This is a genomic window from Cryobacterium algoricola (genome assembly GCF_004402485.1).
Taxonomy (GTDB): Bacteria; Actinomycetota; Actinomycetes; order Actinomycetales; family Microbacteriaceae; genus Cryobacterium; species Cryobacterium algoricola.
The window spans coordinates 153672-166824 of sequence record NZ_SOFG01000018.1 but is presented as its reverse complement, the minus strand read 5'-3'; the positions used below and the strand labels follow the sequence as shown (position 1 = coordinate 166824).

11 protein-coding genes are annotated in these 13153 nt (G+C 69.8%); 6 read left to right on the top strand and 5 right to left on the bottom strand.

Going from position 1 to position 13153, the window contains the following annotated elements:
- The coding region (locus tag E3O44_RS19255) for a hypothetical protein (protein WP_166792669.1) at nucleotides 1–506 on the top strand (506 nt) is incomplete at its 5' end.
- Nucleotides 507–710: 204 nt separating this feature from the next.
- Nucleotides 711–1799, top strand: a complete 1089-nt coding sequence (locus E3O44_RS14410; protein ID WP_134535468.1) for a hypothetical protein — start codon at nucleotides 711–713, stop codon at nucleotides 1797–1799.
- A gap of 187 nt (nucleotides 1800–1986) precedes the next feature.
- On the opposite strand, the gene pnuC is transcribed toward E3O44_RS14410, so the two are convergent.
- Nucleotides 1987–2667 carry a nicotinamide riboside transporter PnuC gene (gene pnuC / locus E3O44_RS14405; RefSeq protein ID WP_134535467.1) on the bottom strand — a complete coding sequence of 227 codons (681 nt, stop codon included), beginning with the start codon at nucleotides 2665–2667 and terminating at the stop codon, nucleotides 1987–1989.
- Nucleotides 2664–3326: a PadR family transcriptional regulator gene (locus E3O44_RS14400; RefSeq protein ID WP_134535466.1), complete on the bottom strand. Its 663-nt coding sequence runs from the start codon at nucleotides 3324–3326 to the stop codon at nucleotides 2664–2666. Before E3O44_RS14400 ends, pnuC begins: the two co-directional genes overlap by 4 nt.
- 110 nt (nucleotides 3327–3436) lie before the next feature.
- Between E3O44_RS14400 and E3O44_RS14395 the strand changes: the two genes are divergently transcribed.
- From E3O44_RS14395 to E3O44_RS14385, 3 genes are read left to right on the top strand one after another with little or no spacing between them, the layout of a single operon-like run.
- Nucleotides 3437–4525: an aromatic ring-hydroxylating dioxygenase subunit alpha gene (locus E3O44_RS14395; RefSeq protein ID WP_134535465.1), complete on the top strand. Its 1089-nt coding sequence runs from the start codon at nucleotides 3437–3439 to the stop codon at nucleotides 4523–4525.
- A 15-nt stretch (nucleotides 4526–4540) separates the two neighbouring features.
- A complete protein-coding gene (locus E3O44_RS14390) occupies nucleotides 4541–5524 on the top strand; it encodes a PDR/VanB family oxidoreductase (protein WP_134535464.1) in 984 nt (327 codons plus the stop codon).
- Between the two features lie 49 nt (nucleotides 5525–5573).
- Nucleotides 5574–7067, top strand: a complete 1494-nt coding sequence (locus tag E3O44_RS14385) for an aldehyde dehydrogenase family protein (protein ID WP_134535463.1) — start codon at nucleotides 5574–5576, stop codon at nucleotides 7065–7067.
- Nucleotides 7068–7074: 7 nt separating this feature from the next.
- Here E3O44_RS14385 and E3O44_RS14380 read toward each other — a convergent pair whose 3' ends face one another.
- The 3 genes from E3O44_RS14380 to E3O44_RS14370 all read right to left on the bottom strand — a co-directional run bounded on the left by E3O44_RS14380 (nucleotide 7075) and on the right by E3O44_RS14370 (nucleotide 9105).
- A complete protein-coding gene (locus E3O44_RS14380) occupies nucleotides 7075–7908 on the bottom strand; it encodes an aldo/keto reductase (protein WP_134535462.1) in 834 nt (277 codons plus the stop codon).
- Nucleotides 7909–7955: 47 nt separating this feature from the next.
- On the bottom strand, nucleotides 7956–8282 hold the full coding sequence (locus E3O44_RS14375) for a DUF2249 domain-containing protein (protein ID WP_134535461.1): 327 nt from the start codon (nucleotides 8280–8282) through the stop codon (nucleotides 7956–7958).
- A 67-nt stretch (nucleotides 8283–8349) separates the two neighbouring features.
- The gene (locus tag E3O44_RS14370) at nucleotides 8350–9105 is read right to left on the bottom strand and encodes a helix-turn-helix transcriptional regulator (protein ID WP_134535460.1); all 756 of its coding nucleotides are present in this window, start codon (nucleotides 9103–9105) and stop codon (nucleotides 8350–8352) included.
- 90 nt (nucleotides 9106–9195) lie between these two features.
- Between E3O44_RS14370 and hrpA the strand changes: the two genes are divergently transcribed.
- Nucleotides 9196–13143, top strand: coding sequence for an ATP-dependent RNA helicase HrpA (gene hrpA / locus E3O44_RS14365; protein WP_134535459.1), 3948 nt, complete (start codon nucleotides 9196–9198; stop codon nucleotides 13141–13143).
- The last annotated feature ends 10 nt before the right edge of the window (nucleotides 13144–13153 follow it).

Sequence of the window (13153 nt, the reverse complement as noted above, 5' to 3'; positions counted from 1 at the left end):
GGCGCGGCGTCCTCCTCGTCGCGGCCGGGGTCCTCGTCGGCGGGATCGCCGTCGCCGCGGTCTCGACCCTGCTGCCGCACGGCGGCGGGGCCGGCGGTCCGGGCGCCGAGGCCGCGGCATCCGCTTCGCCCGGCCTGCTCGCGCTCTACGACCAGCCGCAGATCCCCGACCAGACCACGATCGACCTCGGGCCGGAATTCCGCCGGGATTCCATCCACGCGATGTTCGTCGAGCGTGAGACGAGCTCTGTCGTCTACGTCGCCCGGCGGGGCGAGGACCTCTATTGCGTGATCCTGCGCGCCCAGGGCCAGCAGGGCGCGAGCGTGTGCGTCGGCCTCGCCGAGCTCGCCCGCCGCGGCCTGAACCTCACCGCGACGGTGCCGGTCAACCCCTTCACCCTCGGCAAGGACTCGCTCGAGCCGGCGGGCGCCCTCGCCGACGTCACGATCCGGGTCAGCACCGACGGTGACGTCTCGAGCGACACCTCCCCGCACCCCACCGACTGACCGCCCGACCGGCCCGCACCCGACGGACTGACCCGCCCCGCCCCGCCAGCCAGCCAGCCCATGGCCGAGAGTCGCCATTCACGCCGAGGCGACCCGCTCCACCAGCGACACTCAGCGCCTGTGGCGACCCTCGGCGCCGCGCATCGCGTCCCGCAGGCGGTGCACTCGCTAGGGTGAGTGTCACAACCGTCGGGGGGGGCCGGAATGGTATTCGAGATCAGCGCAGAGTCCGAGCAGCAACGGCGGGCCGGGCACCTCCGCGAGGCGGCCCAGGCGGATGCCGCACTCCACGCGGTCCTGCGCCGCGACTACCGAGGTCGCCACGACGTTCTCGACGCGCTCTGGTGGCGGGCGCATCCGCTCACGGAGAGCCCGTCCGGACGGCCAGACCCCGCCGCAGCGCTCCCGGACCTGCAGGCGGCGGTCTACTCCCGCGCCCGCTCGGCCGAGTCGGCGCCGGAGGACGAGGAGCGCCTCGCCGCGTTGAAGCAGGCCCTTGACCAGGACACCGCCGACCTAGAGGCCCTCCTCGAGCAGCATGCCACCCCCGAGGCCGCCGCCCTCGCCAAAACCGCACAGCTCCTTTCCGCGAGAGCGGAGAAAGGGCCCCTATCAGCGCCCGATAGGGGCACTTTTTCCGCTCTCGCGGGGACGGTGGCGGGCGACGCGACGGAAATCGAAGTGGACGCCGGCCCGGAAGCGGTCGCGGGTCCGGAGAACGCGGCTCGGCGGCGCCTGCGCGGACTACGCGCGGGTGCGCTAGTGCTGGCGGGCACGGCGATCGGGGTACTCTCTCTCCTCGCGCTGCAGGCCAGCGGTCTGGCCGGCGCAACGGATGCCCCTGGCGCGGCGACCTCGACGGCGGGGGTCTCCGAGACGGCCGGGCCAACGGCATCCGCCAATGATCTGCTCGCAATCTTCGACGGGCCGGAGTTCGTGCCGGACGAAACCGCGCCCGCCCTCGGTGGTGAGTACACCGCGGTGCACAGCCTTTTCGGACCGACCCCTGAATATTGGATGCCGTACAGCGTCTTCGCGGCACGGCTGCGGGACGACCAGTACTGCCTGATCCTCCGCACTGCCGACCTCACCGGCACGAGCGTGTGCACCACCCTCGACGAGCTCACCCAGAGCGGATTACACCTCAATGCGACGGTCATGGGAACGCTCGCGCCGCCAGGCCCCCTCTCCGCAACGGACGCCTACGACCAGCTGACCGACGTCACCGTCGATTGGACCGTAGCCGGCGGCATGACCTCGACGAGCGGCCCGCACCGCGGCGCGGAGGGGTAGCCCGGGCGCCGAGTGTCGCCGCATCCGCCGAGTGTCGCCGGCGCGCGGGGTCACCTCGGCGCAAACGGCGACACTCGTCAATGGTTGGGTCGCGGCGAGGCGAGCGGACTGCGGCAGTCTCGACGGATGCGGCAGGCGCGACGGGCGCGCTTGCGGCAGGCGCGACGGGCGCCGCACCAAGCGCGGGTCAGACGGTGCCGGTGAGCTCGCGCTCGACGAAGTCACGGCGGCGGCGCTGCACCCGCATCCAGATGAAGAATCCCGTGATCGTGAAGGCGCCGTAGAACACGTACAGGATCGCCGAGGCGTAGTACCCGGCGCTGACCAGGAGCGGCACGCCGACGATATCGACCGCGACCCAGATCAGCCAGAACTCCGTCCAGCCCTTGGCCATGCCATAGGTCGCGAGGAGGGAGCCGGTGAAGATCCAGGCATCCGCCCAGACCGGCTCGAAGGAGCCGAGGGCCCGGAAGATCGGGGTCAACACGAGGGTCCCGGCGACCAGGCCGAGGCCCAGCAGGATGCGGGTGCGGTTGCCCGCCCAGTGCGGCACGACCGCGGCGTGCACGGTGGAGTTGCGACTTCGCGACCACTGGATCCACCCGTAGATCGACACGATGATGAACATCACCTGCCGGCCGGCCTGGCCGAGCAGGTTCACCGGGTTCGGGGTGGCGAACAGGACGCCCATGAACACGGTGAAGAGCAGGGCGTTGCCGGCGATTCCGATGGGCCAGGCCCAGATCTTGCGGCGCATGCCGCCGACCGCGCTCAGGATGCCGAACAGGTTGCCGATGATCTCCCGCCACAGGATGGTCTGCGTGCCGATGTGAAGTTGCGCGTCGAACAGCCACTCAATCGGATTCACAGGTCAACTTCCTCGCCGGGGCTGGTCCCTCCGCCTTCTCCCAACTTACCGCGAACGCCTTCGGGCGGCTTCGGCTCAAGCTCGTCGGCCAGGCGCAGCCCGCGCTCGGCCCACCCGATTTCCTGCTCGGCCCTGGCGATGAGCCCCTCGTAGGCGAAGAGCTTGTACGCCGCGATGCGCGGCCGCTCGGACTCCGGGCTGATCAACAGTCTCTGGACGAAGATCGGATGCGTGCGGTCCCGGATCGCGGCGAACTGGCCCTGCCACTGCTCGCGCAACCCGGCCCAGTGCCGCACGTGCGCCCGGAGCTGTTCCCTGACCGAGTCAGGGTCGGCCCATTCGAAGTACGCCGCACGCAGGTGCGCCGGGTCTCGCTCCCGCGAGTACTCGACCGGTTCGGCCATCCACGCACGGAACGCCTGCTCACCCAGTGCGGTGATGTGATAGATCCGCTTCGTCGCCTGGGTCGCCTGGGTGCTCCGGGCCACCGCCGTCGCCTCGATCAGGCCCCCGGTTTCCATCCGGCGCAGTTCCGGGTAGATCTGCGAGTCCGGAGCACTCCAGACGTGCCCGACCGAGCTGTGGAACGACTTGGCGAGGTCGTAGCCGGTCATGGGCTGCGCCGTCAGGAGCGCAAGGAGGGCATAGCGCAGGCTCATGGTTTGATTCTGGTCCCTGAAAGGGCCTTGTGGTTTCACTATCGACATAGGTATTGTGTTGACATTTCGATGTGATGCCAGGCGCACGATGTTCGGACGAAGGAGTCCCGATGAAGGAAACGACCGTCGACAAGATCCTCGGCCACCCGCTCAACGCCTGGTACGTCGCCGCCTGGGACCACGAGGTCAATCGCAAGCCGCTCGCGCGAACCGTCGCGAAGCGTCCGCTCGCGCTGTACCGCACCGAGGACGGTGACGCCGTCGCCCTCGCCGACGCGTGCTGGCACCGGCTGGCGCCGCTCTCGATGGGCAAGCTGGAGGGCCGGGACGGCATCCGCTGCCCATACCACGGCATCCTCTACAATTCGGCGGGCCGCTGCGTCTCGATGCCGGCGCAGGAGACCATCAACCCGAGCGCCACGGTCGCGTCCTTCCCCGTCGTGGAACGGTACCGCTTCGTCTGGGTGTGGCTCGGCGATGCAGCCCTGGCCGACCCGGAGCTCGTGCCCGACATGCACCAGATGGATGACCCGGAGTGGGCCGGAGACGGCCTGACGATCTCGGTGCAGTGCAACTATCAGCTGGTGCTCGACAACCTGATGGACCTGACCCACGAGGAATTCGTGCACAGTTCCTCGATCGGCCAGGAGGCGCTGAGCGAATCCGAGTTCACGGTGCACCATGACGAACGGACCGTCACCGTGGAACGCTGGATGCTCGGCATCGACGCTCCCCCGTTCTGGCTGAAGAATATGCGCGACAAGTTTCCCGGCTTCGAGGGGAAGGTCGACCGCTGGCAGATCATCCACTTCGAATCGCCGACCACGATCAACATCGACGTCGGTGTCGCGCGGGCCGGCACCGGGGCGCCGCAGGGCGATCGAAGCCAGGGCGTCAACGGCTATGTGATGAACACGATCTCGCCGGTCACCGACCGTTCCTCCCTCTATTTCTGGGCGTTCATGCGCAACTACCGGCTCGAGAGCCAGGTGATCACCACCCAGCTGCGCGATGGGGTCTCCGGCGTCTTCAGGGAGGACGAGGACATGCTCGTCGCCCAGCAGGCCGCGATCGACGCCAATCCCGACTACGAGTTCTACAGCCTGAACATCGACGCGGGCGGGATGTGGGTGCGGCGGCTGATCGAACGTCAGCTCGCGGCGGAGGGACGCCTGCCCGCACCCCTCGCTGCCGGCTGAACGGCGGCACCGACAATGGCAACGTCCCACGCGGCGGTCTGGCAGCGCGCTACGGTCCTCGACACGACCGCCCTCACCGACCACATCCGCCGGATCGTGCTCGCGCCCGACCACCCGGCCACGGTCGACGCGGGCGCGCACATCGACGTGCGCGTGCCGATCGGCGGGGTTCCAGACCGCCGCTCGTACTCCGTCGTCGACGACGGCCCCGACGGCCGGAGCCTGGCGATCAGCGTGCTCGACTCGCCGCGGTCCCGCGGCGGCGCCCGGGCGATGCACGCCCTCCGGCCCGGCGACACCATCGAGATCACCCAGCCGATCGTCGACTTCCCCCTTCGCGTCGGAGCCGCGCACTACGTGCTGCTGGCCGGCGGCATCGGCATTACGGCGGTCATGGGAATGGCGCGCGTGCTCCGGTCGGTCCGCGCCGACTACACGCTCGTCTATGCCGGGCGCAGCCGGCCGGCGCTGGCCTACCTCGAACAATTGCAGAGCGCGCACGGCGACCGGCTGAGACTCCACATCTCCGACGAAGGCACCCCGCTCGACGTCACCGAGCTCGTCGGCGGGGTCGAACCGGGCACCGAGCTCTACCTGTGCGGTCCGATCAGGCTGATGGACGCCGTGCGTCGGGCCTGGATCGAACGCGAGCTCCCCTATCCCGACCTCCGGTTCGAGACCTTCGGCAACAGCGGCTGGTTCGCCCCCGAGGACTTCGTCGTGCGCATCCCGCGAATCGGCGCCGAGGTTACCGTCCGGGCGACCGAGACCATGCTCGAGGCGCTCGAGGCCGCGGAGGTCGATCTGATGTTCGACTGCCGCAAGGGTGAGTGCGGCCTCTGCGAGGTGCGCGTGCTCGACCTCGATGGAGACATCGACCACCGCGACGTCTTCTACAGCGAGCGCCAGAAGGACTCCCGCGGCGCGATGTGCTGCTGCGTGTCCCGGGCCGTCGCCCCGCCCGGCGGCACCGCCGTCGTTTCGATCGACATTTCCTGATCCTCCGCTCCCCCACACCAACCGCAATCACCCTGAAGGAGAACCGCCCATGACACTCACCGTGAATGAAACCGCGACGACCCCGTTCCTCGACCCCGCGGCGTGGTCGGGGAAGATCTACATCAACGGCGAGTGGGTCTCCGGGTCAGGCGGCGAGCTCCCCGTCATCGAGCCGGCGACCGGCGACGAGATCGGCCGGATCGGGATCGCCACCCCCGCAGACGTGGCCAGGGCCGCCGCGGGCGCAGCCACGGCTCAGAAGGCCTGGGCCGCGACCGCTCACCCGGTGCGCGCCGCCGTGCTGCGCCGGGCCGCCGCGCTCCTGGAGGAACACGCCGACGAGATCATGGACTGGAACGTTCGGGAGGTCGGTGCGGTTCCCGGGCTTGCCGGCTTCGCCCTCCACGTCGGCGCGCAGGAATGCTACGAGGCGGCGGCGTTGCCGTCGCATCCGCTCGGACAGGTGCTGTCGAGCGAGGAGCCGAGGATCTCCATCGCCCAGCGGGTGCCCGTCGGCGTCGTCGGCGTCGTGTCGCCGTTCAACGTGCCGATCATCCTCGGCATCCGCGCGGTGGCGCCGGCGCTCGCGCTGGGCAATGCGGTCGTGCTCAAGCCGGACCCGCGCACCGCCGTGACCGGCGGCGTGATGATGGTGCGTATCTTCGAGGAGGCCGGCCTGCCCGCCGGACTCCTGCAGCTGGTGACCGGCGGCGCCGATGTCGGCGAGGCCATCGTCACCGACCCGAACGTGCGGGTGATCGCGTTCACCGGGTCGACCAGGGCCGGTCGCGCCGTCGGCGAGCTCGCGGGAAGGCATCTCAAGCGCGCACACCTCGAACTGGGCGGAAATTCCGCCTTCGTCGTACTCGCCGACGCAGACGTCGACAAGGCCGTCAACCTCGCCGCCTGGGGATCGTTCCTGCACCAGGGGCAGATCTGCATGACGGTCGGGCGGCACATCGTGCACGAGAGCATCTTCGACGAGTACGTCGAGAAGCTCGCCGCGAAGGCGGACTCCCTCGCCGTCGGGAACCCCGCCACCGAGCACGTGCACCTCGGACCGATCATCGACGAGAACCAGCGCGACCGCATCCACCGCCTGGTCACAAGCTCGATCGATTCCGGCGCGAAGCTGAGGGCCGGCGGCAGCTACGACGGGCTGTTCTACCGGCCGACCGTGCTGGCCGACTCGCCGCTGGACGCCCCCGCCTTCTGCGAGGAGGTGTTCGGCCCGGTCGCGTCCGTGGTGCGGTTCAGCACCGAGGACGAAGCCGTCAGCATCGCTTCGGCGACCGAATACGGGCTCTCGCTCGGCATCGTGACCGCCGACGCCATGCGCGGCCTCGAACTGGCCCAGCGGATCCCGTCCGGCATCGTGCACATCAACGACCAGACGGTCAACGACGAGGCGAACACACCGTTCGGCGGCGTCGGCTCGTCCGGCACGGGTTCGCGGCAGGGCGGTGCTGAGGCCAACATCGACGCCTTCACGGAGACGCGCTGGATCACGCTGCGCCGTACGCCGGGCAGCTACCCGTTCTGAGCGGAGCCTAGTTCACATCGTTGGGGTGCGAGCCGACGCGGCCGGAGCGTTCGAGTGCGGAGATCGTGGCGAGCTCGGTGTGGCTGAGCTCGAAGTCGAAGACGTCGAGGTTCTCGATCATCCGCGCACGCCGGTTCGACTTCGGGAACAGGATGTTGCCCGTCTGCAGGTGCCAGCGGATGACGACCTGGGCCGGGCTCTTCCCGTGCGCCTCGGCCGCGACGACGACGACGGGCTCCTCGAGGAGCGGGTACTTGCCCTGGCCGAGGGGACCCCACGCCTCGATCTGGATCCCATGGGCGCGCGCGAACGCGGTGACCTCCTGCTGCTGGTGCGCGGGGTGCAGTTCGATCTGGTTGACCGCGGGGACGATCTCCGTTTCGGCGAGGAGGCGTTCGAGGTGCGGCACGAGGAAGTTCGAGACGCCGATCGACCGGGCCCGGCCGGAGGCGCGGATCTGTTCGAGCGCCTTCCAGCTCTCGACGTAACGGTCCTTCGCCGGTGTCGGCCAGTGGATCAGGTACAGGTCGACGTAGTCGAGCCCGAGCTTCTCGAGGCTCAGGTCGAAGGCGTCGAAGGCGCTCTGGGTGCCCTGGTCGCTGTTCCAGAGCTTCGTCGTGACGAAGAGCTCGGAGCGAGGCACGGCGGATGCCGCGATCGCGGCCCCGACGCCGGCTTCGTTCCCGTAGATCGCGGCCGTGTCGAGGTGCCGGTAGCCGACCTCGAGGGCGTCGGAGACGATGCGGGTGGTCTCGGCCGGATCGACCTTGAACACGCCGAAGCCGAGCTGAGGAATGGTGTGGCCGTCGTTGAAAGTGAGGGTGGGCACAGGAATCGTCATGGGCTCACCCTAAACGCCCGAACCGGACATGACCTGACCCGGGTGTGTCAGCGGGTGAGCTGGAGCTTCCACGCCTCGGGCCCGCGGGAGAGATAGCTGACCGTGAACCGGCCAGGGTGGCGCTCCTCCAACTGGGCGAGCAGGGGCAGCGGGTCGTGCGGGGCGACGAGCACGAGGCCGCCACCGGGAAGGACGGAGTCGAGCGCGCCGAAGATCGCGGCGTGACGGATCGCATGCGGCAACTGCCGGGCGTCCAGCTCGGGGTACCCGGCTGCCTCTGCCTCCCCGCAGGTGCAGGTGTGACCGGCGGGCTCGTCGTGGACGACTGCGGGTCGGGTTGCGGATGCCGGACGGAGGGGGATCATGTCAGCCATGATTTAAACCTAATATATTCCGGTTTAATAAGCGAACGCCGGGGCGCACCCCGCTCCTGCGGACGCGCTACTTCCCGGACGAGTCGACCGGCACCCAGTCGCCGCGAAGGCGCACCTCGCACAACTCGGGACGGACGAAGGGGCGCAGCTCCACGTCGTCGGGGTCGTGGCCTCCGGAGCGGGCGATGCCCCGGATCAGGCCGAGGTGCAGCGAGCACACCACCGCGGGCGTGTGCCGGGCTTCGTCGCGGAAGGGGCAGGCCCGGAGCTCGACGACCAGGCCGTCGCGGGCATCCGTCGCAGTCGGCGACGCCGGCTCGACGGGAGACGCGGCAGGTGACTGGGCGATCGGGTCGAAGCCGAGGCCGTCGAGGATGCGCACGAGCGGACCCAGGTCGCTCGCGCCGCCCGCGGCGCCGGTGCCGGGTTCGCTCTCCCGGGCCTCCTGGTCGAAGGCGGCCGACCAGCGTTCGCCGGCGCGGATCGCCCGGGCCCGGCCGCCGTCGTCGTCCTCGGCGAGGGCTCCGACGAGGGCGTGGCTGAGCAGCCGCTGCACGCCGTCTTCGCGCACGGCGGGGTTCACGGTGAAGAGGATGCGCGGACGCCCGCGGATCCCGGTGCGGTCGACGGCACGGCGGATCAGGCCGGCGCCCTCGAGCTGATCGAGGTGGAAGCGCGCGGTCGTCACGTGCAGGCCGATGCTCGCGGCGACGGCGGTGGCGTCGACGGGCTCGCGGGCTCCCGCGATCAGTTCGAGCACCCGGCGTCGCGCATCCGAGGCGAGGGCCGCGTGCCGGTCGCCGATTCCCTGTCCCTCTGACATGGTTTGAGCTTAACAGTCTCCGGTTTAAGCGCCAGGCCGGGAGCGCCCGCGCGCACAGTCGACACCCGGAAGTCTTACGATGGAATGCTCATGATTCCCCTTGTCATCACCTTCCCGCCCGAACTCCCCGTCAGCCAACGCCGTGAGGATATCGCGCGCGCCATCCGCGACAACCAGGTCGTCATCATCGCGGGCGCCACCGGCTCGGGCAAGACCACCCAGATTCCGAAGATCTGCCTCGAACTCGGGCGCACGAGCATCGGCCACACCCAGCCGCGCCGGCTCGCGGCCCGCACGATCGCCGAGCGCATCGCCGAGGAACTCGGCCAGGAGGTCGGCCAGGAGGTCGGCCAGGTCGTCGGCTACCAGGTGCGGTTCACCGACCAGGTCGGGCCCGACACCAAGATCAAACTCATGACCGACGGCATCCTCCTGAATGAGATGCACCGCGACCGGATGCTGCGCAAGTACGACACGATCATCATCGACGAGGCCCACGAGCGCAGCCTTAACATCGACTTCCTGCTCGGCTACCTGCGCCAGCTGCTGCCGCAGCGGCCAGACCTCAAGGTCATCATCACCTCGGCGACGATCGACCCGCAGAGCTTCGCCGAGCACTTCGCCGCCGCAGACGGCACCCCCGCCCCGATCATCGAGGTCTCCGGGCGCACCTACCCGGTCGAGATCCGGTACCGCCCGCTCGTCGCCGAGGCGATGGCCGACGACGACGACGAAGACCAGCCCGCGTCGACACCGCCCGTCGACCGCGACTACATCGAGGGCATCTCGGCGGCGCTCGACGAGCTCGAACGCGAGTCGAACGGCGACGTGCTCGTCTTCCTGAGCGGCGAGACCGAGATCCGCGACGCAGCGGATGCCCTGCAGGGCAAGTTTGCGAGCGGCGACCGCACGAGCCCGACCGAGGTGCTGCCGCTCTACGGCCGGCTCTCCTCCGCCGACCAGCACAAGGTCTTCCAGCCCTCGACCGTCGCGGGGGTACGGCGCCGGATCGTGCTCGCGACGAACGTGGCCGAGACCAGCCTGACCGTTCCGGGCATCCGCTACGTCATCGATGCCGGTACCGCGAGGATCAGCAGGTACAGCGTGCGCTCGAAGGTGCAGCGACTGCCGATCGAGGCGATCAGCCAGGCCTCAGCCAACCAGCGCTCCGGGCGCAGCGGCCGCACGAGCGACGGCATCGCGATCCGGCTGTACTCCGAAGAGGATTTCGGCCGCCGCCCGGAATTCACCGAGCCCGAGGTGCTGCGCACCAACCTCGCCGCCGTGATCCTGCAGATGATCTCCCTCGGCCTCGGCGACATCGCCGCGTTCCCGTTCCTCACCCCGCCCGATTCCCGCGGGATCAAGGACGGCCTCGACCTGCTCGCCGAACTCGGCGCCGTTGCTCCGGGCAGCGGTGTCAGCAACGCGAGCGGCGGGGTCTCCAAGCTCACCCGGATCGGGCAGCAGCTCGCGAAGCTGCCGATCGACCCCCGGTTCGGGCGGATGGTCATCGAGTCGAAGACCCAGGGCACGAGCCGCGAGGTGATGGCGATCGTCGCCGGCCTCACCATCCAGGACCCCCGGGAGCGGCCGCTCGAACGGCGCGCGCAGGCCGACCAGCAGCACGCGCGCTTCGCCGACCCGACGAGCGATTTCCTCGGCCTGCTCAACCTGTGGAACTACCTCGAGACGAAGCAGAAGGAGCTCGGCTCGAGCGCCTTCCGCCGCCTCTGCAAGAACGAATTCCTGAACTACCTGCGGGTGCGCGAGTGGCAGGACGTCTACAAGCAGCTCCGCCAGATGGCAAAGCCGCTCGGCCTCCACATCGGCGACCCGGCCGTGAACCCCGACGGCATCCACCGGTCCCTGCTCGCCGGGCTGCTCTCGCACATCGGCCTCAAGGACGTCGCGAAGAAGGACTACATCGGCGCCCGCCAGCAGCGGTTCGTGATCTTCCCCGGCTCTGCGCTCGCAAAGAAGCAGCCCAACGCCGTGATGAGCGCGGAACTCGTCGAGACCAGCCGGCTGTTCGCCCGGATGAACGCCGTCGTCGACCCGGCCTGGGCCGAGCCGCTCGCCGGAGACCTCTGCAAGCGCAGCTACTCCGAGCCGCACTGGGAGAAGAAGCAGGGCTCCGTCGTCGCCTACGAGCGGGTCACCCTCTACGGGGTGCCGATCGTGCCGCGCCGCCGCATCCAGTTCTCCCGGGTCGACCCGGCGTACGCCCGGGAACTCTTCATCCGGCACGCCCTCGTCGACGGCGAGTGGGACCTCGACCGCGTCGACCAGCGCGTGACCGCGTTCGACCGGGCCAACACGAAGCTGCGGAAGGAACTCGCCGAGCTCGAGGAGCGCACCCGGCGCCGCGACATCCTCTTCGACGACGAGGCCGTCTTCGAGTTCTACCAGCGCCGCATCCCCGCGGAGGTGTGCTCGACCCGCACCTTCGAGACGTGGTGGCGGAAGGCGCGCGCCGAGACGCCCGACCTGCTCACGATGACCGCGGAGGCGCTCGTTCCCGACGAGGCGACCCCCGAGATCGACGAGGCCGTTTTCCCGCCGACCTGGCACCAGGGCGACCAGCGCTTCCACCTCTCGTATCGCTTCGAGCCGGGGGCGGATGACGATGGTGTCGCCGCCCTGATCCCGCTCGCCCTCCTGGCCCGGCTCTCCCCCGCCGGTTTCGACTGGCAGGTGCCCGGTCTCCGCGCCGACCTCGTGACCGCGCTGATCAAGTCGCTGCCGAAGAGCATCCGTCGCAACGTCGTGCCCGCCGCCGACTGGGCGGCCCGGCTGCTCACCGAGCTGCCGCCTGCGCCCGGCGAGCCCCGCACCGCGAAGGACACCGGCGGCCTCGGCGGGACGAGCATCGGCGCCCGGCTCGGCTCGGGCGCGGGCTTCGGCACGGGCGCCGGCTTCGAACCGGAGGCGACCCCGTTCACCGAGATCCTCGCCGGCCTGATCCAGAAGCTGACCTACGTTCCGGTCTCGCCGGGCGACTTCGAGCTCGCCAGGATCCCGGCGCACCTCCGGATGACCTTCCGGGTCGTCGACGACCGCGGCCAGGCGATGGCCTCCGGCAAGGACCTCGGCGAACTCCAGCGCCGGCTCGGTTCCCGGGCCCGGGAGAGCGTCGCAGCGGCATCCGCTGCCACACCCGTCAACGCGATCGAGCGCGGCGGCCTCACCACCTGGGATTTCGCCGAACTTCCCCGGTTCATCGACACCAAGCAGGGCGACAACACGATTCGCGGCTACCCGACCCTCGTCGACGAGGGCACGAGCGTCGCGATCCGGATGATGAGCACCGCCGCGGAGCAGGCGAGCACGCTGCCGGGCGGCGTGCGCCGGCTGCTGCTGCTCGCGACGCCGTCTCCGGTCGCGTACGTGCAGCAGCACCTGACCGGGGCGGAGAAGCTGAGCCTCGCCACGAGCCCGTACCGCACCACGCAGGCGCTCTTCGACGACTGCCTCGCGGCCTGCGTCGACGAGGTGTTGTTCCGGGTGAACCCGAGCGGCCAGGTCTTCATGAAGGCCGAGTTCGACTCGATCCGGGACCGGGTGTCCGGGGTGCTGATGGACTCGATGTTCGAGGCCGTCGGACTCGTCGCCCGCATCCTCACCGCGTCCCGGGCCGCAGACAAGGCGCTCAAGGCCTCGACGAGCATGGCGCTGCTGCCCGCATTGACGGATGCCCGTGCCCAGCTGGCCGGGCTGATCTACCCCGGCTTCGTGAGCGCGACGGGCCTCGCCCAGCTGCGCCACCTGCCGCGCTACCTCGGCGGCATCAGCTCACGCATCGTGAAACTCGGCGACAACCCCAGCCGCGACCGGGTCTGGATGAACGAGAGCCAGTCGGCAACGGCCCGCTACGAAGCGGCCGGCGGCCGGATTCCACTGGCCCCCGGCACGGCGGCGAACCTCGTGCGCGCACGCTGGATGATCGAGGAGCTGCGGATCAGCCTCTTCGCCCAGGAGCTCAAGGCCGCGGAATCGGTGTCGCTGCAGCGGATCCACAAGGTCCTCACCAGCTGACCCCGACATC